The sequence below is a fragment of the Kitasatospora sp. NPDC051170 genome, from assembly GCF_044455705.1.
Classification (GTDB): domain Bacteria; phylum Actinomycetota; class Actinomycetes; order Streptomycetales; family Streptomycetaceae; genus Kitasatospora.
This window is the reverse complement of sequence record NZ_JBITFA010000004.1, coordinates 208,990-233,462: the sequence shown is the minus strand read 5'-3', so window position 1 is coordinate 233,462 and position 24,473 is coordinate 208,990. Positions and strand designations below refer to the sequence as shown.

The window sequence follows — 24,473 nt, the reverse complement described above, 5'->3', positions numbered from 1 at the left end:
GCGCGGGTTTCTTCCGGCCTATCTGGCCGGCCCCGCGGGCCCCACCCCAACGCGCTCCCGGGGCGGGGCCACACCGGCTTTTGTCCAAAAACGCCCGTTGGCCCCCGGCCCGGAGCAAGAGGGAACTACAGGTGTAGTACCGTGATGACGGCAGCGGAACTACACCTGTAGTGAGGAGCTCATCCCATGAGTCACGGGAAGATCGATCGCGCGATCGTCATCGGCGGCGGAATCGGGGGCCTCACCGCCGCCCTGGCCCTCCACCGGCAGGGCGTCCCCGTGACCGTCCACGAACGCGCCGCCTCCCTCGAACCCGTCGGCGCCGGCCTCGCCCTCGCCCCCAACGCCCTGCGCGCCCTCGACCGCCTCGGCGTGGGCGCCCGCCTGCGCGCCCTCGCCACACCCCATCCCGCCCTCGGCGTCCGCCGACCCACCGGCCGCTGGCTCGCCCGGACCGACACCTCCGCCGTCGAGAACCACTTCGGCGACCCGATCGCCGCCGTCGCCCGGGCCGAGGTCATCGACGCACTCGTCAACGCGCTGCCCACCGGAACCGTCCGTACGGGCTCACCCGCCACGCTCGTCACCCCGGGTGACGAGGACCGCGAGGCCGTCGTCCGCACCGAGGAGGGCGAGATCGGCGCCGCCCTGGTCGTCGCCGCCGACGGCATCCACTCCGCGACCCGCGCCGCGCTCTTCCCCCGGCACCCCGGACCGCGCTACTCCGGCTTCACGACCTGGCGCACCATCGTCGACACCCCCGGCAGGCACCCCTCGGCGGCGGGCGAGATCTGGGGTCGCGGCCGTCTCGCCGGAATCGTCCCGCTCGCCGGCGAGCGGGTGTACGTCTACGGCGCCGCCCTCGCCCCCGCCGGAACCCGCGCGGGCGACGAGCACGCCGAACTGCTGCGCCTGTACGGCGACTGGTGCGCCCCGCTGCCGGAGCTGCTGCGCGCGAGCGACCCCGCGCGGGTCCTGCGCCACGACGTCTGGGCCCTCACCGACCCGCTGCCCGCCTACCACCGGGGCCGCGTCGCGCTCCTCGGCGACGCCGCCCACGCCATGGCCCCCTTCCAGGGCCAGGGCGCCTGCCAGGCCATCGAGGACGCAGTCGTCCTCGCCGCGGCCCTCACCGACGGTGCAGGCGGCGGTGCAGGCCTCGGCGTAGGCGGCGGTAAAGGCGTCGGCCTCGCCGCCTACACCGCCGCGCGCCTCCCCCGCACCACCCGCATCGTCGCCGGATCCCACCGCATCGGCGCCCTCGTCGCCCTCCGCTCCCCCGCCGCCGTCCTCGCCCGCGACGCCGCCCTCACCCTCGCGGGCCTCCTCCCGGCCCACTTCCTGCTCAAGCGCTCGGCACCGACGTTCGACTGGCAGCCGCCCGCACTCAGCGGCCAGGCGCACTGACCACGGCGAGCCGGTCCACCAGCAGCTCCACCCGCTGCTCGGCGTACTCGCGCGGCAGCCGTCCCGCCCTGGTCAGGGTGGCCAGTCCGTGCAGGGCCGCCCAGAACGTCTCGGTGAACAGCCCCGGGTGGACCCCCTCCCCGGCGACCTCACCCAGGCTCTCCAGCAGCGCGGCGAAGGCGTCCTTCAACGGCTCCGGAGTGTCCTCCTGCGCGAAGGCCAGCCCGCCGTCGAGCTGGAACATGGCGTCGTAGACCGCCGGATTGCGCTCGGCGAAGTCGAGGTAGGCGCGGGCGAGGGCGGCGACCCTCGCCCGGGGGCCGTCCGCCGCGGCGGCCGCCGTGCGCAGCGCGAGGGCCATCTCGGCCGCGCCCTCGAGGGCGACGGCGCCGATGATCTCGCGCTTGCCCCGGAAGTGGCTGTAGAGGACGGGCTGGCTGTACTCGATGCGCTCGGCGAGCCGGCGGGTGGTGACCGCGTCCCATCCCTGCTGCTCGGCGAGTTCGCGGGCCGTGGCCACGATGAGCCGCTCGCGAACCGCCCGTTCGCGCTCCTTGCGTTCCTGTACCGACATGGATTGATTCTAGCACTGCTAGACAAGGGAGCGACAGTAGGGCTAGCGTCTACCTCATCAGCTAGCAGCGCTAGATCCGATCCAGGGGGTTCGCCATGCTCAACGGACTTGAGGTCTTCACCACGGTGGTCGTCGGCATGCTGGTGGGGGTGGAGTTCGCCGTCGCCTTCGTCATCAACCCGATCCTCCGCGCCCTGCCCGACGACAGCTACCAGCTCGGCCGCGCCCACGGCGGCCGGATGCTCGGCGCGGTGATGCCCTTCTGGTACATCGGCTCGCTCGCCCTCGTCGCGATCTGCGCCGCCGCCGGAGGGGACCACGTCGACACGGGCCTCGCCGTCACCTCAGGCGCCATGCTGGCCCTCAGCGTCGTCATGTCGGTCGCGCTGCTCGTCCCGATCAACAACCGCAGCAAGACCTGGACCCCCGAGAACCGCCCCGCCGACTGGCGCGAGCAGAGCGACCGCTGGGACCGCTACCACTACGGCCGCGTCGCCGTCCTCGTCGCGGCCTTCGCCCTGCTCGTCTCGGCCCTCGTCTGAACGGGCGGGGCGGGGCGTCGACTGCGCTCGTGCAGTCGACGCCCCGTTCGGCTACGTGTCGCTAGAGGGCTGCCTGGCCCCGGCGGTCCGTCGCGGAGGCGAAGCTCAGCCAGGTGTGCCGGTTGCCCGCCCAGCACCAGCCGACCTTCGGCGCGTTACGGCGCTCACGGCCGTCGCGGCCGGTGCCGTTGCTGAACCAGAGCGCGGGGGTCCGGGCGTCCAGGGCGCCGTTGGCCTTGCGGAGGCGGGAGCCGATGGTCATGTAGCAGTGGTTGCGCTCCAGGGCGGCGGGCTGTTGCAGGGCCCAGTGGATGCCCTCGGAGAGGAGGAGCGGGGTGCGGGAATCGGCGGCGAGGGCGGGGAGGGCCTCGTCGGGGCTCCAGTTGGCCATGTGGTCGCCACGGTCGACGTCGGTGAGGAGGTAGAGGGGGGTGGAGGGGAGCGTGATCGTGTCGATGGGGGCGAAGAGGTCGACATCGGGCATGTCGACGACGACGAACCCCGGCTTGCCCTCGGAGCTGAGGAGAGGAGCGAGGGCCGAGGCCGGCGCCCGGTCGGGGTGAACGGCGAGCAGCGCGCCGTCGGCACCGGCGTTGGCACCGGCGTTGGCCTCCGCGAAAGCACGGATTTCGGCGGCGGAGAGCCCCGCCACTTCGTGCACTCCCAGCTCGACGAGTCGCTCGGCCTGAGCGCTCAGAGCCGGGAGGGTGGGGACGGAGGTGGTGACGTGCAGGGTTTTGGACACGATGCTCCCAGGGTCGGCGGCTTGGGGGGCTCCGGGGTAACGGCGCGGCCGGTCGGATAATTCCCGTTGCCACGAACCGACTTCGCCCGATCCCGTCATCGCGACTCGGAGTGGCGCGGCTTCAGCGCCCGAGGCCTCTACTCTTCGTCGCTGATGTCGACGGCGCCGCCGCCGGGCTTGTGCGGGTCGAGTTTCACCGTGAGCTTGTGGGTGCTCTTCGCGCCGGTCTCCTTCTTCCCCCCGAAGCTGACGACGCTCCACTTGAGCCCGCCGTCGACCCCTTTGGTGCGGGTGAGTTCGAGGCCGAGTTCGAGGGTGATCTCCCCCATCTCGAACCGGACGCCCCGGTCCGGGTTCTCCTCCATGCGGCGTTGGGCGGTGGCGATCTGCAGGCGCAGCTGGTCGACCGCGTCCGCCAGGTCCATCCACCGGTCGTCTTCGTCGCTGCCGGACATGAGCCCTCCCCGTTTCGAGAGCTTCGATTCTCCCGAAACCGCCGAAGGCCGCCAAACCCCCAGCCCAGCAGCCGAGTTCCGCCCGCCGGAGCGCCATGCCCGGCGGGCGGAACCGGGACGGTCAGTACCGCAGGACGGCGGCGATCCGCCCGGAGTCGGCGAGGGTGTCGTCCGGGACGAAGACGATCTCGGCATGCGTGTCGAGGCCCCGCTCGATGACCTCGTCGACGATGTCCTCGCGCGCGCCCGGCTCGCCGGCCTCCGCGTCGACGAGGTGTTCGCCGTCGTCGCGGACGGTACGGCGGTAGTTCTCCTCGACCGCGAGCAGGCCGACGCGGCCGCCGCCCGCGGCCTGCCAGACCTCGTCCAGGCCGGCGGCGAACTCGTGGCGGCCCCGGGCCTTGTCGAGGCGGGCGAGGGTGTCGGCGATCTCCTGGTCCGCGCGGGCGCGGACGGCGGGGGTGACGACCCGGTGGACGGTCTCGACGTCGGCGCCGGCGAGGCCGCCGTGCGGGATCTGGGCGGTGGCCTTCTGGGCGATGGTGCCGACGGCGTCCAGGAGGGCGAGCGCGGGGGCTTCGCCGACGACGTAGAGCGGGCGCGGGTCGGCGGCGAGGACCTTGCCGAGTTCGGTGTCGGCCTGGCGCAGGAAGGTCCTGGTGCCCTCCTCGCGGAAGGTGCTGGGGGTGCCGCCGGTGCGTTCCATCCGCTCGGGGTCGGGGTTGTCGAAGACGCGCTCCAACGGGAAGCCGTGATCCTCGTCCTCGACGGCCCGTTCGCGGTCGGCGCCCCAGAGCACCACCCGGTCGGCGGCGACCGCGAGCACCCAGGCCGGGGGCTGGGCGGCGTGGGCGGACACCAGGTTGCGGGTGAGGAAGGTGTCGGACAGCACCACCCGAGCGGGGGCCGGACGGTCGAAGGTCCACACCTGGTGCTCCCCGGGGGCGGCGAAGATCGCCAGGCCGTCCTGGCAGTGCACGAGGTCGACCTCGGTGAGCGCCCGGTCGAGCTGCGCCACCACGTCGATCCGGTCGGCGCGGGAGACCTCGGGGTCCGCCTGGAGCCTCTCCTTCGCCTCGGCGACCAGGTTGCGCAGCCGGATCGGGTCCTGCGCGTTGTCCGGCTCCCGGCGGTGCGTGGGCATCAGGATCGACACCGCCGGGTAGGGCCGGGGCCGTCGGAGCTCGGCGAGGACAGCGGGGGTGAGGGAGGGTGGCATGGGCGGCGCCCTTTCCGTACACGAGTGGGTCGTTCTGACGGTGCGTCACATCATCTGATGCATCGTTCACGCACAGCAATCGAACGCCCGCCCGTGTCGGCGCTTACTGCCCGGAGGTCCAGGTCATGACGCGCTCCGGCGTCGGGTACGGCGCGAAGCCCGCCTTCGCGTACACGCCGTGCGCGTCCTCGGTGAAGAGGAGGATGCGCCGCAGCTCGTACGGGGCGAGGTGGTCGCGTACGGCGGTGGCCAGCCAGGTGCCGAGGCCCTTGCCGCGCTGCCCGGGGTCGACGTAGACGTCGCAGAGCCAGGCGAAGGTGGCGAAGTCGCTCACCACCCGCGCGTACCCGACCTGCCGCCCGTCCGGCGCGTACACCCCGAAGTTGAGCGAAGCCTGGGCGGCCCGCTCGACCTTCTCCCGGCTGCGGCCGAGGGCCCAGTAGGCGTCGGTGGAGAGCCAGTGGTGGACGAGGTCGGTGTCGATCCGGTCGAGGTCGGTGTCAACCTCGAAACCGTCTTCCCTACGAGTGATCATGTCGTGATCGTATTACCGCCGTCGAGATCCACCCGAGGACAGGACCAAACCGTGCAACTTCTCACCGAGCGACTGAGATTGCGGCCGCTGACCGTCGCCGACACGGACTGGTGGGTCCGGCTGCACGCCGACACGCGGGTCAACGAGTTCGTCGGCAACTACACGGCCGAGACCGCCGCCGCCCGCCTGCGCGCGATCGAGGAGTCCTGGGCGCAGCGCGGGTACGGGCTGTTCGCCGTCGAGTCGCGGGCGACCGGCGAGGCCGTCGGCCGCTGCGGGATCAGTTGGTACGAGCCCTTCGGGGAGGCCGAGGCCGGCTGGACCCTGGCGGCCGAGCACTGGGGCCACGGCTACGCCACCGAGGCGGCGCAGGCCCTGCTGACCTGGGCCGACGAGTCCCTCGACCTGCCCCGCCTCATCGCCCTCATCCGAGCCGCCAACACCGGCTCGATCGCCGTCGCCCGCCGCCTCGGCTTCCGGCCTCTGCGCGAGGACACCTTCTTCGGCGGCCCGGGCCTGGTCTACGCCCGGGACCGCGCAGCGGCCCGGGAGTGAGGCGGAAACTACGCAAGTAGTGGCACTACTTGCGTAGTTCCAGGCGGGGTGGGCGAATGTCCGGGCCGGGGGCGGCGGATCGATCCGGCCCCACAGGTGCCGTGTTGGCTCGTGAGGTTGGCTTGATGTCGGGGGTTGTACCGCTCTCGTGGAGAGTTGGGGGCATGGATCGGTTCGTGGGGCCGGCTCGGCTCGAGTGGTGGGCCAATCGGTCGACGTGCTTCGGGGTGTACGGCATCGAGATCGATGTCGCTGTCGATGGGGGTGGGCAGTGGCGGGCTGTGGGGCGGCATGTGGATGCGCTTGATGCGGGCCGGCGTGAGGGGTGGGAGTTCCTGATGGCGATGGACCCGCACTTCTCGCTGGCGTTTCCCGGTGAGGAGCGGGGCGGGATCGTGGTGCGGGTCGTCGAGGCGGGGAACGGAAGTCTCACGTTCACGGAGGCGCCGGACTGGGACGGCTCCGTGAACGTCGCCTTCGACGTCAGCTGATGGCGGCGGCTGCGCGGATGGCGTGCAGGGCGCGGTCGACGGTGGCTTCCTTCTCGCCGACCGGGGCGACGTAGTCGAGGGCGCTGCGGGCGGCCTCTTCGCCGAGGGTTCGGGTGATGACCCAGGCGGCGAGGTACTGGGAGGCGAGGCAGCCGCCGGCGGTGGCGATGTTGCCCTCGGCGTGGAAGGGGGTGTCCAGGACGGTGACGCCGCGTGCTTCGACGAAGGGGCGGCTCGTCGTGTCCGTGCAGGCGGGCATGTCGTCCAGCAGGCCGAGTCGGGCGAGGACCAGGGCGCCCGAGCACTGCGCTCCGATCAGCTGGCGCGAGGGGTCGAGCGGGAGTTGGGAGATCAGGTGGTCGTCGGCGACCACGTCGCGGGTCTTCACGCCGCTGCCGATCAGCACGACGTCGGCTTCGGGGAGGAAGTCGAGCGTGCGCTGCCCGGTCACCTCGACGCCGTTCATCGAGGTGACGACCGGGGTGGGCGTCGTGATGAAGGCTTCCAGGCCGTCCTTGCGGCACCGGTTGATGATGGCGGAGGCGATGAAGCTGTCGAGCTCGTTGAACCCGTCGAAGGTGACCACGGCTACCTGCATCACAACTCCTTGAAAGTGGGGGGATGTTCAAGCGCGAGCAGGCGGTGACGGTACGTGCGATAGCGTTCGAACGCCTCCTGCCCGTCCGGAACGAAGCGCCACTGCCGTACGGCTTCGCTCAGCTCGGTCTCCGTCAGCCAACCGTGCCAGGCGACCTCTTCCGGGGCGGGTGACACCTCGCCGGTGACCACGACCTCGTGCACGCCGAGCCAATACGGACTGATCGCCCCCTGGCAGAGGAACTTGAACAAGAAGCGTGCCGGCACGCGAACGCCCAACTCCTCGGCCAGCTCCCGAGCCGCCGCCTGCTCGTAGGACTCGCCCACGTCCACGGCCCCGCCGAACATCACGTCATGGTGACCGGGGAACCGGGACAGGTTTTCGCGCCGCCGATAGACCAGTACCCGCCCCTGCTGATCGCGGCAGACCGTCGTCGCGATGCGGTGCAGCCAGCCTTGGCGGATGGCCTCGCTGCGCTCCACCACAGCCAGCACCCGATCTTGATCGTCTACGCGTTCCACCGGTTCATCCACGGCACCCACGATCGCACCCCCGTCGTGGACCGAGCCCATGGACCGGGGAGTCGAGTTCGGCAGCAAGGTCATCCGTGGCGTGTGCGCAGGAGCGCGGTCATCTCTTCGCATGAGATGGAGCCTTCACGGCCTTCGGCCTCGGCTTCCTCCGCGAGCTGGCTGAGCCAGGCATCTTCGGCCTCGTCGTCGGTCACGACTGCTTCCCGTCGTTCTCAGGCCACGGCCAGGGCGTCGAGTTCGGCGGCGATGGCCGCACGGAGGGGGTCGTGGGCGGGGCCGAGGGCGTGGTGGGGGTCGGACCAGTTCTCGCGGGGGTGGTCCCAGACCGGGCGCTGGACGAGGTGGGCGGGTTCCCAGTCGTAGCGGGGCCAGACGTGGGTGTGCAAAAAGGGGTCCTTGTTGCCCAGGATCTCGATGTTGACCCGGCGGAACGCGGGGTCGGCGGCCCGGCAGGCGCGTTCGACGGCCTCGGCGAGCCGGTCGAGGTCGGAAAGGTACGCGAGGCGGCGCGGGCGCGGAAGGTCGCTGAGACGTTCGGCGCCCGGCTGTTCGGTCAGGAGGACCGAATAGCCGGGCAGGAACTGAACGTCGCCAATGACAGCGAAGCCGGCGGACAGCCGCCGCAGGACGGTCGGGTTCTCACCGCGCAGCGCGGTGCCGATCCGGTCGTTTCGCCAGTCGGGGTGGGGCATCGTCAGACGGTACCGAACTCGCCGTCGCGGACGGCGGTGACGAAGGACTGCCACGCGGCGGGAGAGAAGCGAAGACGCGGACCCTCAGGGTCCTTCGAGTCACGGACCGAGCCGAGGCAAAGGTCGTCGACCTCAATGCAGTTGTTGTTGCTTCCGCCGCTGTAACTGCTCTTACGCCACTGCTCTCGGTGCATTCGCGTGGTCCTCCGCCGCCGATTCGATCCGAGCGAGAGACGCCTCCGGCGACAACGCGGCGGCCCTGACGAGATCGTAGTCCAGCGCACACTTCCCTACCAGCGCCGGTTCATCCGCCAGAGCACCGGTGTTCGGGCCCTCGATATAGGCCACAGGTGGAGCGTCATCGAAGGTCATAAGGCAGATGGATCCGGTCATCAGGGCGTGCCCGCCCGCCGCGAACGGCACCACCTGGACGATTGCCTTGCGATTGCGAACCAGCTCGACAAGGTAGGCCAGCTGACCGCACATCACGGCCGCCCCGCCGACCCTCCGGCGAATGGCCGCCTCGTCAAGGACGGCCCAGTACTGCACAGCCTTCGGCCTGTCGAACAGTTCGGATCGGCTCATTCGGAGCGCGACCATCTGCTCGATCTCTGCCGACTTCCGAAGCGGGTTGGCCGCCTCGAACACGGCCCGGGAGTAGTCCGGCGTCTGCATCAGACCCGGCACCAGAAGCGCCGAGTACTCGCTGATCGTCTCCGCTTCCGACTGCAACTCGACCACGTCGATGAAGTAGTCGTCGTACAGCGACGACTTACGCACCATCTCGTACAGCCGCTGGAAGTGCTCCCCCACGTCGAGCGCCTGGTCCAGGTACTTCGACATGTCCTTCTGCGGCTTGCGGATCGCCACCTCCATCTGCCCGATGTACGCCCCCGAGCAGTAGACCCTCTTGGCCAACCCCTCCTGGGTCAGCCCCGCCGCCTCGCGGAGGCGCTTGAGCTCCTCGCCGTAGTACCGCCGCGCCGCTTCCGTCGGGTCGAAGACCTTCGCCATGACTCCAACTCCCTTCAACGAGACCGTTGTCGGGATCGACGATATGCACCCTCGGCGATGGAGTCGATACTAACTGTGACCTTGTAAACCTCAGATTCCGAGGCCCCGAACGACCAGGTCCACCAAAGCGAAGAAGAACAGCGAGACCCCGACAAAACCGTTCGTCTGGAAGAACGCCCGGCTGAGCTTCGACAAATCGTTCGGCCTGACGATGGTGTGCTCGTAGCAGAATGCGCCCGCCACGACCACCAGCCCGAGCCAGAACGCGACCCCGGCATCGGTCAGCACCGCGAACCAGCCCAACAGCAGCGTGGTAAGGACGTGGCAGACCCGCGCCCCCCAGATCGCCGCCGGCACCCCGAACCGCGCGGGCACGGACAGCACCCCGGACTCGCGGTCCGATTCGACGTCCTGACAGGCGTAGATCAGGTCGAACCCGCCGATCCAGATGCCGACCGCCGCGCCCAGCACGACCGCCTCCCAGGACCAACTGCCCGTCACCGCGAGCCAGGCGCCCACCGGCCCCATCGACTGCGCGAGCCCGAGGATCGCCTGCGGGAAGTTGGTGAACCGCTTCCCGTACGGGTAGACGACCATCGGCACCACGGCCACCGGCGCGAGCGCCAGGCAGAGCGGGTTGAGCATCGCCGCCGCGCCGAGGAACACGATCAGCGCGACCGCGGACCCGACGTACGCCGTCTTCAACGAGACCGCGCCGGTGACGAGTTCGCGCCCCGCCGTCCTCGGGTTCCGGGCGTCGAGCTCCCGGTCGATGATCCGGTTGGCGGCCATGGCGAAGGTCCGCAGCCCGACCATGCACACGGTGACGATGAACAGCTCGCCCCAGTGCACCCGCTTGTCGGCCATGAACATCGCCGTCAGCGCCGCGATGTAGGCGAAGGGCAACGCGAACACCGAGTGCTCGATCATCACCAGCCGCAGGAACGCCTTCGTGCGCCCGGGGGTTTCGACGGCAGCGGTGCTCACAGCCCGTACTCCTTCCAACGACGCGACACCAGCTCGGCCGTGGCCGGGTCCGAGGACACCATCTCCGGCCAGCCACCGTCCCGGGTGTACCCCTCCTCCGGCAGCTTGCGCGTGGCGTCGATGCCCGCCTTGCCGCCCCAGAACTGCTGGTACGAGGCGTGGTCGAGGTGGTCGACCGGCCCTTCGACGACCGTCAGGTCGCGGCTGTAGTCGACGTTGCCGAAGGCCCGCCAGGCGACTTCCTGGTAGTCGTGCACGTCGCAATCCGCATCCACCACGATGATCAGCTTGGTCAGCGACATCATGTGGGCGCCCCAGATGGCGTGCATCGTCTTCTGGGCGTGCTTGGGGTACTTCTTGTCGATCGAGACGATCACGCAGTTGTGGAAGCCGCCGGCCTCGGGCAGGTCGTAGTCGACGATGTCCGGGATGATGATCTTGAGCAGCGGCAGGAAGAAGCGCTCGGTGAACTTGCCCAGCGGGCCGTCCTCCGTGGGCGGGCGGCCGACCACGATGGACTGCAGGATCGGGCGGCGCCGCATCGTCACGCAGTCGATCTTCAGCGCGGGGAAGGGCTCCTGCGGGGTGTAGAAGCCGGTGTGGTCGCCGAAGGGGCCCTCGGGGAGCATCTCGCCGGGCTCGAGCCAGCCCTCGATCACGACCTCGGCGTCCGCGGGGACCTGGAGCGGGACGGTCTTGCAGTCGACCATCCGCACCCGCTCGCCCGCGATGAAGCCGGCGAAGAGGTACTCGTCGATGTCGCCGGGCAGCGGCGCGGTGGCGGCGTAGGTGACGGCCGGCGGGCAGCCGAAGGCGATGGCGACGGGCAGTCGCTCGCCGCGCTTCTCGGCGACGGCGTAGTGGTTGCGGCTGTCCTTGTGGATCTGCCAGTGCATGCCGATGGTGCGGCGGTCGTGGCGCTGGAGGCGGTAGAGGCCCAGGTTGCGGATGCCGGTCTCGGGGTGCTTGGTGTGGGTCAGCCCCAGGTTGAAGAAGGAGCCGCCGTCCATCGGCCAGGTGAACAGGGCGGGCAGCGCGTCGAGGTCGACGTCGTCACCGGTGAGGACGACCTCCTGCACCGGCGCGTCCTTGACGTTGCGCGGCGGCACGTGGGCCATGGAGGCGAGCTTGCCGAAGGCGTCGCGGAAGCCGGTGAAGCCCTGCGGCAGTTCGGGCTTGAGCAGGCCCGCGATCTTCTCGGAGATGTCCTCGGGGCCCTTGAGGCCGAGCGACTTGGCGAGGCGGCGTTCCGTCCCGAAGACGTTCATCGCGAGCGGCATCGACGAGCCCTTGACGTTCTCGAAGAGCAGCGCCGGGCCCTTGGCCTTCTGCACCCGGTCGACGATCTCGCCGATCTCCAGGTGGGGATCGACCTCCGCCTTGATGCGCTTGAGGTCGCCTTCGCGGTCGAGGGCCCGCAGAAAGGAGCGGAGATCGTCGTATGCCATGCCTGTCAGTATCCGCCACCCGATAGCCTGGCTCGGTCAAGGGGCCCGGGTAGAGGTGCCCCGGCCACCACCGCCTTCACTCGGGGGGAGATCGCCGCCATGCTGCGGATTCTTCTGACCATCATCCTTCCGCTCGCCCTCTGGGTGTGGGCGTTCGTCGACTGCCTGACCACGCCCGAGGACGAGGTCAAGCACCTGCCCAAGGTCGTCTGGGTGCTCATCGTGCTGCTCTTCCCGCCGCTGGGCCCGATCGCCTGGCTGATCGCGGGCAAGCAGCGCGGCTTCGTCCGCACCGCGCCCGCCACGGCCGACGGCTCCCCGTACGCCGGGCAGCGGCCCCCGCGCGGGGGCCGGCAGGTCGCGCCGGACGACGACCCCGAGTTCCTGGCCTCGCTCGACGACCTCAAGAAGAGCGACAAGCACCACGAGGAGATGCTCAAGGAGTGGGAGGCCGATCTGCGCCGTCGCGAGCAGGAGCTGCGCGGCAAGGACGAGCCGGAGGACGGCCACAAGCCCTGAGGCATGTCCTGACCTGATCTTCCTCCGGCCTGACCTGATCTACATCTACCTCCAACAGCCCACACGGACGGCTCCGGGTGGGCTGTGGCGTTTTTGGCGCTTCCCTACCATCGGAGGGCTTTCCGCCCTCATCGCCCGCGACCGGGCGCCTACTCATGGCTATCGGCCACCGGCGCCCTGCGATCTCTTTCGGCCATCGCGTCAGACCTCGCTGACCTGGGCTTTCCTTCATGTTCAGATCATCGGGCCATCATCTCTGCGCCAACCCCGCGTACGCGAACGGACACCGAGCGCGAACGGCCTTCCGCGTCCGCTTCTGTACAGGGGCCACAGCTAAACGAACCCGACCTTGTACGGAATCGACGCCGAAACCGACCCTCGGCCCCTCGTACAGTCATAAGTGAAGAAAGTGATTCGCAGCCGGGGGCACAGCATTCGTTGGCTGTCGGAAAGTTCCCTCACCCTTGGAGTGGTTCGAGATGACGGTTGTGCATGAGGCACCGGTCGGCGACGAGGTCCCCGAGACCGCGGCCGACGCCCGAGGGCGGGTCGCCGAGCTGCACGCGCTGCGCGAGAAGGTGCTCCGCGGCCCCAGCGACAAGGCCACCGAGGCCCAGCACGCCAAGGGCAAGCTGACCGCCCGCGAGCGCATCGAGCTGCTGCTGGACGAGGGCTCCTTCCACGAGGTCGAGCCGCTGCGCCGCCACCGCGCCCAGGGCTTCGGCCTGGAGGCCAAGAAGCCGCACACCGACGGTGTGATCGTCGGCTGGGGCACCGTCCACGGCCGGACCGTCTTCACCTACGCCCACGACTTCCGCATCTTCGGCGGGGCGCTCGGCGAGGCCCACGCGCAGAAGATCCACAAGATCATGGACATGGCCATCGCGGCCGGTGCCCCGCTGGTCAGCCTGAACGACGGCGCCGGCGCCCGCATCCAGGAGGGCGTCACCGCGCTCGCCGGGTACGGCGGCATCTTCCAGCGCAACACCAAGGCGTCCGGCGTCATCCCGCAGATCTCGGTGATGCTCGGCCCGTGCGCCGGCGGCGCCGCGTACTCCCCCGCGCTGACCGACTTCGTCTTCATGGTCCGCGAGACCTCGCAGATGTTCATCACCGGCCCGGACGTCGTCCAGGCCGTGACCGGCGAGAAGATCACCCAGAACGGCCTCGGCGGCGCCGACGTGCACGCCGGTGTCTCGGGCGTCTCGCACTTCGTCTACGACGACGAGCAGTCCTGCATCGAGGAGGTCCGCTTCCTCCTGTCGCTGCTGCCGCAGAACAACCGCGAGATGCCGCCGTCCGTCGTCTCCGACGACCCGGTCGAGCGCCGCAACGACAGCCTGCTGGACCTGGTGCCGGCCGACGGCAACCGCCCGTACGACATGCGCAAGGTGATCGAGGAGATCGTCGACCACGGCGAGTTCCTCGAGGTCCACGAGCGCTGGGCCACCAACGTGCTGTGCGTGCTGGCCCGCGTCGACGGCCACGTCACCGGCATCATCGCCAACCAGCCGCAGTCGCTGGCCGGCGTGCTCGACATCAACGCCTCCGAGAAGGCCGCGCGCTTCGTCCAGATGTGCGACGCCTTCAACATCCCGATCGTCACGCTGCTGGACGTGCCCGGCTTCCTGCCCGGCGTCGACCAGGAGCACGGCGGCATCATCCGCCACGGCGCCAAGCTGCTGTACGCGTACTGCAACGCCACGGTGCCGCGGATCTCGCTGATCCTGCGCAAGGCGTACGGCGGCGCGTACATCGTGATGGACTCCCGCTCGATCGGCGCCGACCTCTCCTACGCGTGGCCGACCAACGAGATCGCCGTCATGGGCGCCGAGGGCGCGGCCAACGTGATCTTCCGCCGTGAGATCAACGGCGCCGAGGACCCGGAAGCCATGCGGGCCCAGAAGATCAAGGAGTACAAGAGCGAGCTGATGCACCCGTACTACGCGGCCGAGCGCGGCCTCGTGGACGACGTCATCGACCCCGCCGAGACCCGCCAGGTGATCGCCTCCGCCCTCGCGATGCTCCGCACCAAGCACGCCGACCTGCCCAGCCGCAAACACGGCAACCCGCCGATGTAGCACGGCGCTTCGCGCCGCAGGCCGTTCCAGGTGCCGTACCGAGTGCCGTACCGAGTGCCACACACACCACTGCCACCGGGGGAGAAAACCAGACCATGACCGCTTCCGCCGAACCTCTCGTCCGCATCGTGCGCGGCTCCCTCTCCGACGAGGAACTGGCCGCCCTCACCGCCGTGCTGGCGGCCCGCGCGGCCGTCGCCCAGCAGGCCGCGGCCGCCGCGCCGCTCGAGCCCATCGCCAACTGGCACCGCCTGGAGCGCCGCCCGGCGTACTACTCGCCCGTCAGCTGGCAGCAGGCAGCCTGATCCCATCCTTCGAGACGGCCGGTCACCCTCCGCGGTGACCGGCCGTCTCGGCGTTCGCCCCCCGGCACACAAGGCGTCCACGGGTCGTTCCTCCCGCCCCGACAAGCGGAACCGGCTCGGTAGGATGCGTAGCGGACTGAACCGCGGCCCCGCCCCAGGGCACCAGAACCACCAGGAGGCCGCGATGGCCAGGCAGGCCCGTGCGCTGGCGACGCGCCAGGCGGTACTCCTCGCGGCGGCCGAGGTCTTCGACGAGCGGGGCTACGCCGCCGCCACGATGGCCGAGATCCTCGAGCGCGCCGGCGTCACCAAGGGCGCGCTCTACTTCCACTTCCGCTCCAAGGAGGAGCTGGCGCTCGCCGTCATCGAGGGGCAGGGCGCCTGGATCGCCACCTGGGTGCCGCGCTCGGACTCGCCGGTGCAGAAGCTGATCGACCTCGGGTACTCCTTCGCGCACGCCCTCCAGGAGGACGCGCTGGTGCGCGGCAGCATCCGGCTCACCATCGAGCACGGCAGCTTCACCCAGCCGCAGCGCGCGGCCTACCAGGGCTGGATGGACCTGGTGGCCGAGCTGCTGGGGCAGGCCGCGGCCGAGGGCGACCTCCACCCGGGCATCGACCCGGCGGCGGCCGCCGGGGTGATCACCGGGGCCGTCACCGGCATCCAGCTCAGCTCCCAGGTGCTCACCGACCGGCGCGACCTCGTGCCGCGGATGACCACGATGTGGACGCTGCTGCTGCCCGGGCTCGTCCAGCCGCACGCGCTCGCCCGGCTGAGCGTGGCCGACCGGACGCACACCGGGATTCAGTAGTCGTAGGCGTCCAGGCGATCGGTCGGGACGAGAGCGGGCAGCAGGGCCGTCCAGACCCGGCGCACGCCCTCCGGGCCGAGCCGTTCGGGGCGGCCGCCGGAGAGCAGGACCTGTCCGGCGGCGACGGCCGTGAGCAGTTCGGCGGCGGCGCGGCGGTCCACCTCGGGGCGCAGCTCCCCCGCGTCCTGGGCGCGGTCCAGCAGGCGGTGGACGACGGCGGTGAGGCTGCGCCAGGTGGCGTCGGAGCCCGCCGGGGCGGCCGCGGCCTCGGCACAGAGCCCCTGGTCGCCGGACGCGTACCGGCCGAGCCGCACGCCGGCCCGGACCACCACGTCCTCGCGCAGCATGCGGGCGAGTTCGTTCGAGAGGTCGATCAGGCCCTGGAGCGGGCGCCCCTCGGTGCGCAGGGCGCGCAGCGCGGCCGAGCCGATCTCCCGCCCGGCGGCGGCGCGCACGCCGTCCGCGAGGGCCTGTTTGGAGACGAAGTGGAAGTAGAGCGCGCCCTTGCTGACGCCCGCCCTGCGGCTGATGCCGACCAGGCTGGCGGTCTCGAATCCCACCTCGGCGAAGGTGTTCGCCGCCGCGACCAGCACGGCGCTCCTGGTCCGTTCCGCGCGTACCTGCTTGACCACTGGCCCCCGCCCCTCATGGCTCTGCCGGACGCGATCCCCACCCCGTCCGAAACCGCATGGCTGGTCTCCAACCTAGCCCCCTCGTCGACCCCGCCGTTCAGCGGGGGACGGCCCCCCGCCCAAGGCCGGGGGTCGCCCGACCGGCGTTTCCGCAGGCCGGAGGGGGTGTGCAGGGTCGCGTGGCCGGGGTGACCCTGGCCGCAGAAGACATACCGGGTGGTATGTATGTTTTGCTCCGAAGCGTCCGGAGCCGTCCAGGGCCGTCCAGGGCCGTCCAGAGCGCCCGAAGCGTCTGGAGCGTCCGCAGCCGCCGTTCGACCGCCGGGTCCCGCCTCCCGCCGACAGGTGACGCGGGAGGCGGGGAGCGGGCTCTACGCGGCTGCCAGGGCCGCCGGGCGGCCCGCGTGCATCACGCTGAGGTTGGTGGCCAGCCGGACCGGGTCCTGGGCCAGCCAGAGCCGCAGCGCGGCGCCCAGCATCGCGCTGGCCGACTCGATCCGCAGCCCGGTGATCTGGGCGATCCGGGTCGCCCCCGGCACCAGCAGGTCGGCCAGCGGGGCCGGCAGCCAGACCGTCAGGGCGCACGGCGCGGGCGATGCCAGGGCGCCGAGCAGCCGGTAGGCGTCCTGCGGCGAGCTGAGCGTGGGGATGACGTCCAGCAGGCCGTCCGCCACCACCTCGGACACGTCGCTCCGGTGCCCCTGGGCGAGCCGCCGGAGCAGCAGTTGCTCACGAGCGGTGATTCGGACGGTCAGCATGACCTCGTCGCACTCCATTGCGCGATCTCCTCCTCAAGTCCCTCCCGTACCGGCCGGCGGCCGGCACGAACTACCCCTGTCACAACTCGGCCCGGCTACCTCTGCGGACAGCCGGGCCGGTGGGTGTGCGCCGCCCCGTCAGATCCCCGCGTAGGAGTGCTTTCCGGTGACGAAGATGTTCACGCCGTAGTAGTTGAAGAGCCAGCAGGCGAAGGCCGCCAGCGCCAGGTAGGCCGCCTTGCGGCCCTTCCACCCGGCCGTGGCGCGGGCGTGCAGGTAGGCGGCGTAGGCGACCCAGGTGATGAACGACCAGGTCTCCTTCGGGTCCCACTCCCAGTACTTGCCCCAGGCCGCCTCGGCCCAGACCGCGCCCGCGATGATGGTGAACGTCCACAGCGGGAAGACCAGGGCGTTGATCCGGTAGGACAGCTTGTCGAAGGTGGACGCGGCCGGCAGGCGGCGCCAGATCGAGGCCGAGGTGCCCAGCGGGCCGGTGGACAGGCCGGCGGCCGTGCGCTTCTCGAAGGAGTCCTTGCCGAGGAAGAGCAGGGTGGCGATGAACGCCGCGTAGAAGGCGCCGCCGCAGAAGATCGCGGTGGAGACGTGGATCGCCAGCCACGGCGAGTGCAGGGCCGGGACGAGCTGCTCGGAGTCGGTGTACAGCAGCGAGGTCGCGATGCCGAGGGTCAGCAGCGCGGCGAGCACGACCGGCAGGCCCAGCCAGCGCACCTTCTTCTTCGCGGCCAGCAGCACCACGTAGGCGGCCGTCATCGCGAAGGCGAAGGCGCAGGAGAACTCGTACATGTTGCCCCACGGCCAGCGGACGACCGACAGGCCGCGGGCGACGATGCCGCCGCCGTGCAGCAGCAGGGCCAGCACGGTGAGGGAGACGGCGATGCGGCCCGCGAGGTCGGCGCGCTCGCTGGTGCCGGCCGCGCCGGGCCCGTCGACCTCGTCCGCGCCGCGGCCGCTGGTGACGACCGTCGCGCCCTCGCCCGCCACGGCGGTGCGGGTGAGCGTGGTGGTCCGGCCGCCGGCGCCGGCCACCGTGACGGTGACCTTCTTGGCGGCCTTCGTCGAGGCCGTGGCGACGGTCTCGGAGAGGCTGGCCGCCGCCGCGTTCGACCGGACGGCGATGGCGCCCTTGCTGCCGAACGTCCACTCGATCATGTGGGCGAACATGGCGAGGGTGTAGACCACCATGGCCGAATAGATCAGCTTGAGGGAAAGATCGGCCAGCTGTGGGTCGACCGAGGCGAGTTGCACCGTCTACTCCTTGGAGTTCTGGTCGGCGGGGACGGGTTCCGAGGGTGCGTCCACAGCTCCGGGGTCGGGGCCGGGGTCTTCCGAATCGTCCGAATCATCTGGTTCATCCGTGGCGGGGGCGTCGTCCTGGAGGTCCACCGCGAGTTCGGCCAGCTCGTCGGCGATCTTCGCCGACTCGCTGCGGCCGAGGCCCGCCAGCTCCACCTGGGTGCCGCCGCCCGGCAGGGCGAGTGCCCGCACCCAGATCCGGCGGCGCTGGATGAACAGCGAGCCGATCAGGCCGAGGATCGCCAGGACCGCGCCGGACAGGGCGACCTCGTTGCCCGGGCGGTGCGAGATGTTGAGGCTGACGAAGCGCTTGTAGCCGTCGAAGGTGAGCGTGCCGTAGCCGTCCGGGAGGTCCCAGCCCTGGCCGGGCTTGAGCCGGACCCTCGCGGGCTGGCCGTCCTGCATCAGCTGGGTCATCTTGCGGGTTTCCAGCTGGTAGATGTTCTGCGGCCGGCCCGCGTCGTTGCCGAGGTCGCCCGCCCAGGCGTTGAGCACCAGCATCGGGGCGGCGTCGTCCGGGAAGAGCGAGATCGGGCCGGTGTTCTCGAAGCTGGCCGGGGCGGTCGGCAGGAAGTTGCCGGTGAACCCGAGCTGGACCTTCTTGCCGTCGGGGCCCACGCCGTAGTCGGAGACCTTCACCACGCCGGTGGACGTCTGGTTGGCGTCCTGCGGCAGGAACGGCGTGGCGCCGTGGTAGACGACCTCGCCCTTGGCGTTCTTGACGGTCACCACGGGCGCGAAGCCGTGGCCGATCAGGAAGACCTTGCTGCCGCCGATCTCCAGCGGGTGGTTGACCTCGATCTTGCCCGGCGTGGTCTGCGTCGGGTCGCTGCCGGTGGAGTACTCGACGTTCGCGGTGAACTGCCGGGCCGCGCCGATCTGCGAACCGCTGGCCTGGAAGCGGGCGGTGAAGCTGTCCAGCTTCAGGTAGAAGGGGTCGAGGTCGTCGGAGGTGTAGAACGGGGTGCCGCTGAAGTCGTCGATCTGGGTGATCGTGTTGGCGTAGCCCTCGCCCTCGATCATCAGCTTGCCGGCCGTGCCGGAGGCCAGGCTCGCCCAGGCGAAACCGCCGAGCAGGGCGAACAGCGACAGGTGGAACAGCAGGTTGCCGACCTCGCGCAGGTACCCCTTCTCGGCCGCCACCGAGCCGCCCGACAGGTGCGCCCGGAAGCCCCGCCTGCGCAGCAGCCGGTGCGCGGCGGCGTTGACCGCCTCCGCCTCGGCCTCGGTGCGCCAGGCCGCGTACACCGGCATCCGGGTCAGGTTGCGCGGCGCCGCCGGGGGGCGGGAGCGCAGCACGCCGACGAACTGCCAGGTGCGCGGCACGATGCAGCCGGCCAGCGAGACGAACAGCAGGATGTAGATCGCGGAGAACCACACCGAGCTGTAGACGTCGAACAGCTGGAGCTTCTCGTAGACGGGCGCGACGGTGGTGTGCTGCGCCTTCCAGGCGACGACCTTGAGCGCGGCCTGGCTGCCCTGGCCGTTCTGCGGCAGCAGCGAGCCGGGGATCGCGGCCAGCGACAGCAGGAACAGCAGGATCAGCGCCACCCGCATGGAGGTCAGCTGACGCCACATCCAGCGCGCCCAGCCGATCACCCCTATGCCGGTGGGGCCGTCCGAATCGACCGGCGCGGTGCTGAGCCGCTCGGCCTCGGTCTCGTCCGGCGCCGGCGGCAGCTCGGCCTCGGTCGTGGTCTTGCTCACGCTCAGATTCCGATCTGGAAGTCGGCGGTCCAGGACTGCAGGTCGCTCACCATCACGTCCCACTGCCCGGAGACGAGCAGCAGGCCGACCAGGACGAGCATGCCGCCGCCGATCCGCATGACGAGCGGGTAGTGCCGCTTGACCCAGCCGAAGGCGCCCAGGGCCCGGCGGAAGGCCAGCGCGGCCACGATGAACGGTAGTCCCAGGCCCAGGCAGTAGAAGGTCATCAGCAGTGCGCCGCGTGCCGCATCGGCCTGGTTCAGGGCCAGGCCCTGGACGGCCGACATGGTCGGGCCGATGCAGGGCGTCCAGCCGACGCCGAAGACCACGCCCAGCAGGGGGGCGCCCAGCAGGCCGATCGCCGGGCGGCGGTGCGAGCGGACCTCGCGCATGCTCAGGCCGGGGACGAGGCCCATGAAGGCCAGGCCCATGACCACGGTCGCCGTGCCGAGCACGATCGAGATGACCCGCTTGTGTTCCTGGAGGGTGTCGCCGAACTGGCCGAACAGGGCGCCGCCGGAGACGAAGACGGCGGTGAAGCCGAGGACGAACAGGGCCGCGCCGGCCAGCATCCGGCCGCGGCGGGCGCCGCGGGCGTCCGCGAGGTCGGCGGCGGAGAAGCCGGTGACGTACGAGAGGTAGCCGGGCACCAGCGGCAGGACGCAGGGCGAGAAGAAGGAGAGCAGACCGGCCGCGACCGCGATCGGCGCGGCGGCCAGCAGCGCCCCGCTCTGGACGGTGGTGAAGGTGTCGGCCAGGTGGAGTGCGGCGGCGGGGTGCAGTGCGGCGGGGTCGGCTACGGGGGCTGTGGCGCTCACTTCACCGGCTCCGCGACCACCGGCTGGAGGATCGACTCCAGCGCGTCGTCCACCGTGCCGCCGACGGCGCGGGCGGCGAGCTTGCCGTCCCGGTCGATGACCAGGGTGGTCGGGATGGACTGCATGCTCAGGCTGCCCTTGGGGAACTTGAGCAGCTGGCTGCCGGCCGGGTCGAAGATGCTCGGGTAGGTGACGCCCTTCTCCTGCTCGAAGCGGACGGCGTTGGTCTTCTCCGAGTCCCGGGTGTTGATGCCGAGGAACTGCACGCCCTGGTCCTTGTACTTGGTCCAGACGCGCTGCAGGTCGTCCGCCTCGCCGCGGCAGGGGCCGCACCAGGAGCCCCAGACGTTGAGCACCACGACCTTGCCCCGGTAGTCGGAGAGCTTCACCTGGCCTCCGTCGAGCGTCTCGCCGGAGATGTCGGGGGCCTCCACGCGGTGGCCGGGCTCGGCCTTGGAGATGTTGGTGTCCTTGACGGAGACGAAGCCCACCTGGTCCGCGCCGTTGCCCGAGGAGCCCGAGGAGGAGCATCCGGTGAGGGCGAGCGCAGCGGCGGCGGCAGTGGCGGCGGCGGCTGCGGCGACACGGGGACGGGGGCGCGCCATGGCAGACATGTGAAAAGTTTCGCATGGAGGCCGGGAACCGTTCGCCGGGGCCCCGCCCTGCGCGCCGCACCCCTTCTGACCTGGGACGCAGTCGGGCCGCCCGGGTGTCACCGGGCGGCCCGAGGTCATACTTACCCACCGTTTACGCGGGCCTGGCGTAGCGTTCAGCCGCGCTCGGAAAGCATCCGTGAAGCCTCCGTGCGTGCTCGCGCGCGTTCAGGCGCCGAAGCTCTTGCCCACCGGCTTGTCGCCCTTCTTGCCCTTGCCGATCAGGTGCGCGGGCAGCAGGTCGCGGGCCGGCTCGCGGTAGCCGACGGAGACGATGCTGTCGCCCTCGAAGGTGAAGCTGGTCAGCGAGGCCAGCGAGCACTGCCGCTTGCGCGGGTCGTGCCAGAGCCGGCGGCGCTCGACGAAGGAGCGCAGGATCCAGATCGGCAGCTGGTGGCTGACGCAGACCGCCTCGTGCCCGCGCGCGGCGTCCCGGGCGGCGCCCAGCGCGCCCATCATCCGCACGACCTGGTCGAGGTAGGGCTCGCCCCAGGACGGCTTGAACGGGTTGGTCAGGTACTTCCAGTACCCGGGGTTGCGCAGCGAGCCGTCGCCGACGCCGAAGGTCTTGCCCTCGAAGATGTTCTCCGCCTCGAGCAGCCGCTCGTCGACGGCGACCTCCAGGCCGTGCGCCTTGCCGATCGGCTCGGCGGTCTCCTGGGCGCGCTCCAGCGGGGAGGCCACCACGTGGGTGATGTCCCGCCCGGCCAGGTCCTCGGCGACCCGGTCGGCCATCCGCCGGCCCAGCTCGGACAGGTGGTAGCCGGGCATGCGCCCGTACAGGACGCCCTCCGGGTTGTGCACCTCACCGTGTCGCATCACGTGGACGACGGTGATCTCCTTGGCGCTCACTTCTCGGTACTCCTGAGGCTGGGTCGTCTGGATCGGGGCGGTCAGGCGGCGGCGCGGGCCGCGGCCGGGAGGGCGGCGGCGATGCGCTCGATCGCCCGCTCGTCGTGGGACGCCGAGACGAACCAGGACTCGAAGGCGGACGGCGGCAGGTAGACGCCCTCGGCCAGCATGGCGTGGAAGAAGGCGGTGAAACGGTACGCCTCCTGGGTCTTCGCCTCGTCGTAGTTCGTGACCGTCGCCTCGGTGAAGAAGACCGAGAACATGTTCCCGGCGGTCTGCAGCCGGTGGGCCACGCCCTCCTTGGCGAGCGCTGCGGACACCAGGCCGGAGATCTCGGCGGAGACCTTGTCGACCGTCGCGTACACCTCGTCGGTGCAGCCGCGCAGCTGGGCCAGGCCCGCCGCGGTGGCGATCGGGTTCCCGGAGAGGGTGCCCGCCTGGTAGACCGGGCCGGCCGGGGCGAGGTGGGCCATCACGTCGGCGCGGCCGCCGAAGGCCGCCGCGGGGAAGCCGCCGCCCATGACCTTGCCGAAGGTCAGCAGGTCCGGCGCCCAGCCCTCGTTCGCGGCCTCCAGGCCGTACCAGCCGGCCTTGGAGACGCGGAAGCCGGTCATCACCTCGTCGGAGACGAACAGCGCGCCGTTCTCGCGGCAGAGGCGGGCCAGGCCGCCGTTGAAGCCGGGCAGCGGCGGGACGACGCCCATGTTGCCGGGCGACGCCTCGGTGATGACGCAGGCGATCTCGCCGGGGTGGGCGGCGAAGGCGGCCTCGACGGCGGCCAGGTCGTTGTACGGGAGCACGATGGTGTCGCCGGCCTGGGCGCCGGTGACGCCGGGGGTGTCCGGCAGGCCGAAGGTGGCGACGCCGGAACCGGCGGCGGCCAGCAGCGCGTCCACGTGACCGTGGTAACAACCGGCGAACTTCACCACCTTCGCCCGGCCGGTGAAGCCGCGGGCGAGCCGGATCGCGGACATGGTGGCCTCCGTACCGGAGGAGACCAGGCGGACCTGCTCGACGGGGGCGACCCGGGAGACGATCTCCTCGGCCAGCTCGACCTCGCCCCGGCCGGGCGTGCCGAAGGAGGTGCCGCGGGTGACCGCCTGCTGGACGGCGTCGATCACGGCGGGGTGCGCGTGGCCGAGGATCATCGGGCCCCAGGAGCAGACCAGGTCGACGTACTCGCGGCCGTCGGCGTCGGTGAGGTAGGGACCGGTGCCCGACACCATGAAGCGCGGCGTGCCGCCGACCGCGCGGAAGGCGCGCACCGGGGAGTTGACGCCGCCGGGCGTCACGACCGAGGCGCGGTCGAACAGCGACTGGGACTGGGGGGCTTCATAGGGGTAGCTCACAAAGGACATGGTCTCAAATCGTGTCCTTGCCCTCTGCATGTCGGGCCCGATCATCTGGAACGATGATCCGGGCACCGTTGTCGGTACGGTTGTCCTTGCACACCGGGTGCAAGAGCGCGCCGGTGGCTGGCAGAGGACTGCCGCGTACCGCGAATGGGTACGGCGGCGCATGACGGGTAAGGAGCACGTCCGGAGGGACGCCGGGCGTGCGGGGGTCTGTCGATTCCGGCGAATTCCGGTGAGGATGGTCCGAGTGTCCGAGGCGCAGGACGGCTACGACGAGGCCGCGGGTGGCCCCCGCAGCCCGGCCGAAGCCGCACGCGGGGGTACGGGAGCGGGGACGGGACGTGGCCGTCGCGGCGGCGAGAGGCGGGGTGAGGGACGCGTGGGGGTGACGTACAAGTACTTCGGCGCACCGGACCGCGCCACCGCCGCCAGAGTGCCCACCGCGCTCGGCCCGGGCGGGCTGGGCCTGGACGCGGGCGAGCTCGGCGCGCTCGGCCGGCTCGGGGACCTGATGGAGACCAGCGGCTCGCCCAACGGGCACCTGTCCACCAAGATCAAGCCGGAGACGATGAGCGCCATGGTGCTCACCGGCATCCAGGGCGTCCCGCTGCACCAGGTGCCGCCGCTCGAGCTGGTCGTCCTCCACCCCGACTACGCCGTCGTCCAGCTCCCGCACAACGTGGTCGAGCCGCTGCGCAAGGCGGACGAGACCGAGCTCGGCGCCGCCGCGTTCATCTGGTCCACCGTCCCGGACCGGCGCGGGCCGCGCGACGCCTTCGTCATCTACACGATGCTGCACGAGTGGCAGGACTTCGCGAACCGGCTGCACGACGCGGGGCACCAGCTGTACTGCCTGGTCTGGCCGTAACGGTC

The 24,473-nt window shown here is 71.0% G+C and carries 30 protein-coding genes; 9 read left to right on the top strand and 21 right to left on the bottom strand.

Annotated features, from left to right (window positions below):
• The first annotated feature begins 186 nt into the window (after positions 1 to 186).
• Entirely contained in the window at positions 187 to 1,407 is a 1,221-nt protein-coding gene (locus ACIBCA_RS11185; RefSeq protein ID WP_396282606.1) for an FAD-dependent monooxygenase, read from the top strand.
• Here the strand turns inward: ACIBCA_RS11185 and ACIBCA_RS11180 are convergent.
• The gene (locus ACIBCA_RS11180; RefSeq protein ID WP_396282605.1) at positions 1,388 to 1,981 is read right to left on the bottom strand and encodes a TetR/AcrR family transcriptional regulator; all 594 of its coding nucleotides are present in this window, start codon (positions 1,979 to 1,981) and stop codon (positions 1,388 to 1,390) included. The two genes, ACIBCA_RS11185 and ACIBCA_RS11180, sit on opposite strands and share 20 nt — an antisense overlap.
• 95 nt (positions 1,982 to 2,076) lie before the next feature.
• Between ACIBCA_RS11180 and ACIBCA_RS11175 the strand changes: the two genes are divergently transcribed.
• The gene (locus ACIBCA_RS11175; protein ID WP_396282604.1) at positions 2,077 to 2,523 is read left to right on the top strand and encodes an anthrone oxygenase family protein; all 447 of its coding nucleotides are present in this window, start codon (positions 2,077 to 2,079) and stop codon (positions 2,521 to 2,523) included.
• Positions 2,524 to 2,584: 61 nt separating this feature from the next.
• On the opposite strand, the gene ACIBCA_RS11170 is transcribed toward ACIBCA_RS11175, so the two are convergent.
• The 4 genes from ACIBCA_RS11170 to ACIBCA_RS11155 form a co-directional block, all read right to left on the bottom strand.
• Entirely contained in the window at positions 2,585 to 3,268 is a 684-nt protein-coding gene (locus ACIBCA_RS11170; RefSeq protein ID WP_396282603.1) for a DUF5701 family protein, read from the bottom strand.
• Between the two features lie 137 nt (positions 3,269 to 3,405).
• A complete protein-coding gene (locus ACIBCA_RS11165; RefSeq protein ID WP_396282602.1) occupies positions 3,406 to 3,723 on the bottom strand; it encodes a trypco2 family protein in 318 nt (105 codons plus the stop codon).
• A gap of 121 nt (positions 3,724 to 3,844) precedes the next feature.
• Positions 3,845 to 4,942 (bottom strand): chemotaxis protein, encoded by a 1,098-nt coding sequence (locus tag ACIBCA_RS11160; protein WP_396282601.1) that lies wholly within the window; start codon positions 4,940 to 4,942, stop codon positions 3,845 to 3,847.
• Positions 4,943 to 5,045: 103 nt separating this feature from the next.
• The gene (locus tag ACIBCA_RS11155; protein WP_396282600.1) at positions 5,046 to 5,477 is read right to left on the bottom strand and encodes a GNAT family N-acetyltransferase; all 432 of its coding nucleotides are present in this window, start codon (positions 5,475 to 5,477) and stop codon (positions 5,046 to 5,048) included.
• Between the two features lie 51 nt (positions 5,478 to 5,528).
• On the opposite strand from ACIBCA_RS11155, the gene ACIBCA_RS11150 reads away from it, so the two are divergent.
• Positions 5,529 to 6,032, top strand: coding sequence for a GNAT family N-acetyltransferase (locus ACIBCA_RS11150; RefSeq protein ID WP_396282599.1), 504 nt, complete (start codon positions 5,529 to 5,531; stop codon positions 6,030 to 6,032).
• Positions 6,033 to 6,196: 164 nt separating this feature from the next.
• Positions 6,197 to 6,523 carry a hypothetical protein gene (locus ACIBCA_RS11145; RefSeq protein ID WP_396282598.1) on the top strand — a complete coding sequence of 109 codons (327 nt, stop codon included), beginning with the start codon at positions 6,197 to 6,199 and terminating at the stop codon, positions 6,521 to 6,523.
• On the opposite strand, the gene ACIBCA_RS11140 is transcribed toward ACIBCA_RS11145, so the two are convergent.
• The 8 genes from ACIBCA_RS11140 to ACIBCA_RS11105 form a co-directional block, all read right to left on the bottom strand.
• Positions 6,516 to 7,121, bottom strand: coding sequence for a DJ-1/PfpI family protein (locus tag ACIBCA_RS11140; RefSeq protein ID WP_396282597.1), 606 nt, complete (start codon positions 7,119 to 7,121; stop codon positions 6,516 to 6,518). The genes ACIBCA_RS11145 and ACIBCA_RS11140 overlap by 8 nt on opposite strands.
• On the bottom strand, positions 7,121 to 7,693 hold the full coding sequence (locus ACIBCA_RS11135; protein ID WP_396282933.1) for an NUDIX hydrolase: 573 nt from the start codon (positions 7,691 to 7,693) through the stop codon (positions 7,121 to 7,123). The genes ACIBCA_RS11140 and ACIBCA_RS11135 overlap by 1 nt, the downstream gene beginning before the upstream one ends.
• 29 nt (positions 7,694 to 7,722) lie before the next feature.
• A complete protein-coding gene (locus ACIBCA_RS11130; RefSeq protein ID WP_396282596.1) occupies positions 7,723 to 7,848 on the bottom strand; it encodes a hypothetical protein in 126 nt (41 codons plus the stop codon).
• An 18-nt stretch (positions 7,849 to 7,866) separates the two neighbouring features.
• Positions 7,867 to 8,346, bottom strand: coding sequence for a diadenosine tetraphosphate hydrolase (locus tag ACIBCA_RS11125; RefSeq protein WP_396282595.1), 480 nt, complete (start codon positions 8,344 to 8,346; stop codon positions 7,867 to 7,869).
• A gap of 2 nt (positions 8,347 to 8,348) precedes the next feature.
• Complete coding sequence (locus ACIBCA_RS11120) at positions 8,349 to 8,540, bottom strand: DUF397 domain-containing protein (RefSeq protein WP_396282594.1); 192 nt, start codon at positions 8,538 to 8,540, stop codon at positions 8,349 to 8,351.
• On the bottom strand, positions 8,518 to 9,360 hold the full coding sequence (locus ACIBCA_RS11115; protein ID WP_396282593.1) for a Scr1 family TA system antitoxin-like transcriptional regulator: 843 nt from the start codon (positions 9,358 to 9,360) through the stop codon (positions 8,518 to 8,520). Before ACIBCA_RS11115 ends, ACIBCA_RS11120 begins: the two co-directional genes overlap by 23 nt.
• 90 nt (positions 9,361 to 9,450) lie before the next feature.
• Positions 9,451 to 10,347 (bottom strand): menaquinone biosynthesis prenyltransferase MqnP, encoded by an 897-nt coding sequence (gene mqnP / locus ACIBCA_RS11110; protein ID WP_396282592.1) that lies wholly within the window; start codon positions 10,345 to 10,347, stop codon positions 9,451 to 9,453.
• Positions 10,344 to 11,795 (bottom strand): menaquinone biosynthesis decarboxylase, encoded by a 1,452-nt coding sequence (locus ACIBCA_RS11105; protein WP_396282591.1) that lies wholly within the window; start codon positions 11,793 to 11,795, stop codon positions 10,344 to 10,346. Before ACIBCA_RS11105 ends, mqnP begins: the two co-directional genes overlap by 4 nt.
• 99 nt (positions 11,796 to 11,894) lie before the next feature.
• On the opposite strand from ACIBCA_RS11105, the gene ACIBCA_RS11100 reads away from it, so the two are divergent.
• From ACIBCA_RS11100 to ACIBCA_RS11085, 4 genes are all read left to right on the top strand, one after another.
• Complete coding sequence (locus ACIBCA_RS11100; protein WP_396282590.1) at positions 11,895 to 12,314, top strand: PLD nuclease N-terminal domain-containing protein; 420 nt, start codon at positions 11,895 to 11,897, stop codon at positions 12,312 to 12,314.
• A 479-nt stretch (positions 12,315 to 12,793) separates the two neighbouring features.
• The gene (locus ACIBCA_RS11095; RefSeq protein WP_396282589.1) at positions 12,794 to 14,395 is read left to right on the top strand and encodes an acyl-CoA carboxylase subunit beta; all 1,602 of its coding nucleotides are present in this window, start codon (positions 12,794 to 12,796) and stop codon (positions 14,393 to 14,395) included.
• 95 nt (positions 14,396 to 14,490) lie between these two features.
• On the top strand, positions 14,491 to 14,700 hold the full coding sequence (locus ACIBCA_RS11090; RefSeq protein ID WP_396282588.1) for an acyl-CoA carboxylase epsilon subunit: 210 nt from the start codon (positions 14,491 to 14,493) through the stop codon (positions 14,698 to 14,700).
• A gap of 184 nt (positions 14,701 to 14,884) precedes the next feature.
• Positions 14,885 to 15,511 (top strand): ScbR family autoregulator-binding transcription factor, encoded by a 627-nt coding sequence (locus ACIBCA_RS11085; RefSeq protein WP_396282587.1) that lies wholly within the window; start codon positions 14,885 to 14,887, stop codon positions 15,509 to 15,511.
• Here the strand turns inward: ACIBCA_RS11085 and ACIBCA_RS11080 are convergent.
• The 8 genes from ACIBCA_RS11080 to hemL all read right to left on the bottom strand — a co-directional run bounded on the left by ACIBCA_RS11080 (position 15,505) and on the right by hemL (position 23,603).
• Positions 15,505 to 16,143 carry a ScbR family autoregulator-binding transcription factor gene (locus ACIBCA_RS11080; RefSeq protein WP_396282586.1) on the bottom strand — a complete coding sequence of 213 codons (639 nt, stop codon included), beginning with the start codon at positions 16,141 to 16,143 and terminating at the stop codon, positions 15,505 to 15,507. The genes ACIBCA_RS11085 and ACIBCA_RS11080 overlap by 7 nt on opposite strands.
• Before the next feature lie 371 nt (positions 16,144 to 16,514).
• Positions 16,515 to 16,919, bottom strand: a complete 405-nt coding sequence (locus tag ACIBCA_RS11075; RefSeq protein WP_396282585.1) for a hypothetical protein — start codon at positions 16,917 to 16,919, stop codon at positions 16,515 to 16,517.
• A 120-nt stretch (positions 16,920 to 17,039) separates the two neighbouring features.
• Positions 17,040 to 18,167: a c-type cytochrome biogenesis protein CcsB gene (gene ccsB, locus ACIBCA_RS11070; RefSeq protein WP_396282584.1), complete on the bottom strand. Its 1,128-nt coding sequence runs from the start codon at positions 18,165 to 18,167 to the stop codon at positions 17,040 to 17,042.
• Positions 18,168 to 18,170: 3 nt separating this feature from the next.
• Positions 18,171 to 19,922 (bottom strand): cytochrome c biogenesis protein ResB, encoded by a 1,752-nt coding sequence (locus tag ACIBCA_RS11065; protein ID WP_396282583.1) that lies wholly within the window; start codon positions 19,920 to 19,922, stop codon positions 18,171 to 18,173.
• A 2-nt stretch (positions 19,923 to 19,924) separates the two neighbouring features.
• Positions 19,925 to 20,704: a cytochrome c biogenesis CcdA family protein gene (locus ACIBCA_RS11060; RefSeq protein ID WP_396282932.1), complete on the bottom strand. Its 780-nt coding sequence runs from the start codon at positions 20,702 to 20,704 to the stop codon at positions 19,925 to 19,927.
• Between the two features lie 32 nt (positions 20,705 to 20,736).
• On the bottom strand, positions 20,737 to 21,354 hold the full coding sequence (locus tag ACIBCA_RS11055) for a TlpA family protein disulfide reductase (RefSeq protein WP_396282582.1): 618 nt from the start codon (positions 21,352 to 21,354) through the stop codon (positions 20,737 to 20,739).
• 207 nt (positions 21,355 to 21,561) lie between these two features.
• Positions 21,562 to 22,212: a histidine phosphatase family protein gene (locus tag ACIBCA_RS11050; RefSeq protein WP_396282931.1), complete on the bottom strand. Its 651-nt coding sequence runs from the start codon at positions 22,210 to 22,212 to the stop codon at positions 21,562 to 21,564.
• 74 nt (positions 22,213 to 22,286) lie between these two features.
• Positions 22,287 to 23,603 (bottom strand): glutamate-1-semialdehyde 2,1-aminomutase, encoded by a 1,317-nt coding sequence (hemL, locus tag ACIBCA_RS11045; protein WP_396282581.1) that lies wholly within the window; start codon positions 23,601 to 23,603, stop codon positions 22,287 to 22,289.
• Positions 23,604 to 23,985: 382 nt separating this feature from the next.
• Here hemL and ACIBCA_RS11040 point away from each other — a divergent pair, with 382 nt between their 5' ends.
• Positions 23,986 to 24,468, top strand: coding sequence for a hypothetical protein (locus ACIBCA_RS11040; RefSeq protein ID WP_396282580.1), 483 nt, complete (start codon positions 23,986 to 23,988; stop codon positions 24,466 to 24,468).
• Positions 24,469 to 24,473 lie beyond the last annotated feature (5 nt).

Coding starts and splice junctions, on each gene's coding strand:
- ACIBCA_RS11140 (WP_396282597.1), bottom strand. CDS start 7,121: ATGCAGGTAGCCGTGGTCACCTTCGACGGGTTCAACGAGCTCGACAGC.
- ACIBCA_RS11155 (WP_396282600.1), bottom strand. CDS start 5,477: ATGATCACTCGTAGGGAAGACGGTTTCGAGGTTGACACCGACCTCGAC.
- ACIBCA_RS11185 (WP_396282606.1), top strand. CDS start 187: ATGAGTCACGGGAAGATCGATCGCGCGATCGTCATCGGCGGCGGAATC.
- ACIBCA_RS11085 (WP_396282587.1), top strand. CDS start 14,885: ATGGCCAGGCAGGCCCGTGCGCTGGCGACGCGCCAGGCGGTACTCCTC.
- hemL (WP_396282581.1), bottom strand. CDS start 23,603: ATGTCCTTTGTGAGCTACCCCTATGAAGCCCCCCAGTCCCAGTCGCTG.
- ACIBCA_RS11135 (WP_396282933.1), bottom strand. CDS start 7,693: ATGGGCTCGGTCCACGACGGGGGTGCGATCGTGGGTGCCGTGGATGAA.
- ACIBCA_RS11165 (WP_396282602.1), bottom strand. CDS start 3,723: ATGTCCGGCAGCGACGAAGACGACCGGTGGATGGACCTGGCGGACGCG.
- ACIBCA_RS11175 (WP_396282604.1), top strand. CDS start 2,077: ATGCTCAACGGACTTGAGGTCTTCACCACGGTGGTCGTCGGCATGCTG.
- ACIBCA_RS11075 (WP_396282585.1), bottom strand. CDS start 16,919: ATGGAGTGCGACGAGGTCATGCTGACCGTCCGAATCACCGCTCGTGAG.
- ACIBCA_RS11125 (WP_396282595.1), bottom strand. CDS start 8,346: ATGCCCCACCCCGACTGGCGAAACGACCGGATCGGCACCGCGCTGCGC.
- ACIBCA_RS11105 (WP_396282591.1), bottom strand. CDS start 11,795: ATGGCATACGACGATCTCCGCTCCTTTCTGCGGGCCCTCGACCGCGAA.
- ACIBCA_RS11115 (WP_396282593.1), bottom strand. CDS start 9,360: ATGGCGAAGGTCTTCGACCCGACGGAAGCGGCGCGGCGGTACTACGGC.
- ACIBCA_RS11095 (WP_396282589.1), top strand. CDS start 12,794: ATGACGGTTGTGCATGAGGCACCGGTCGGCGACGAGGTCCCCGAGACC.
- ACIBCA_RS11145 (WP_396282598.1), top strand. CDS start 6,197: ATGGATCGGTTCGTGGGGCCGGCTCGGCTCGAGTGGTGGGCCAATCGG.
- ACIBCA_RS11160 (WP_396282601.1), bottom strand. CDS start 4,942: ATGCCACCCTCCCTCACCCCCGCTGTCCTCGCCGAGCTCCGACGGCCC.
- ACIBCA_RS11180 (WP_396282605.1), bottom strand. CDS start 1,981: ATGTCGGTACAGGAACGCAAGGAGCGCGAACGGGCGGTTCGCGAGCGG.
- ACIBCA_RS11055 (WP_396282582.1), bottom strand. CDS start 21,354: ATGTCTGCCATGGCGCGCCCCCGTCCCCGTGTCGCCGCAGCCGCCGCC.
- ACIBCA_RS11120 (WP_396282594.1), bottom strand. CDS start 8,540: ATGCACCGAGAGCAGTGGCGTAAGAGCAGTTACAGCGGCGGAAGCAAC.
- ACIBCA_RS11100 (WP_396282590.1), top strand. CDS start 11,895: ATGCTGCGGATTCTTCTGACCATCATCCTTCCGCTCGCCCTCTGGGTG.
- ACIBCA_RS11050 (WP_396282931.1), bottom strand. CDS start 22,212: ATGCGACACGGTGAGGTGCACAACCCGGAGGGCGTCCTGTACGGGCGC.
- ACIBCA_RS11090 (WP_396282588.1), top strand. CDS start 14,491: ATGACCGCTTCCGCCGAACCTCTCGTCCGCATCGTGCGCGGCTCCCTC.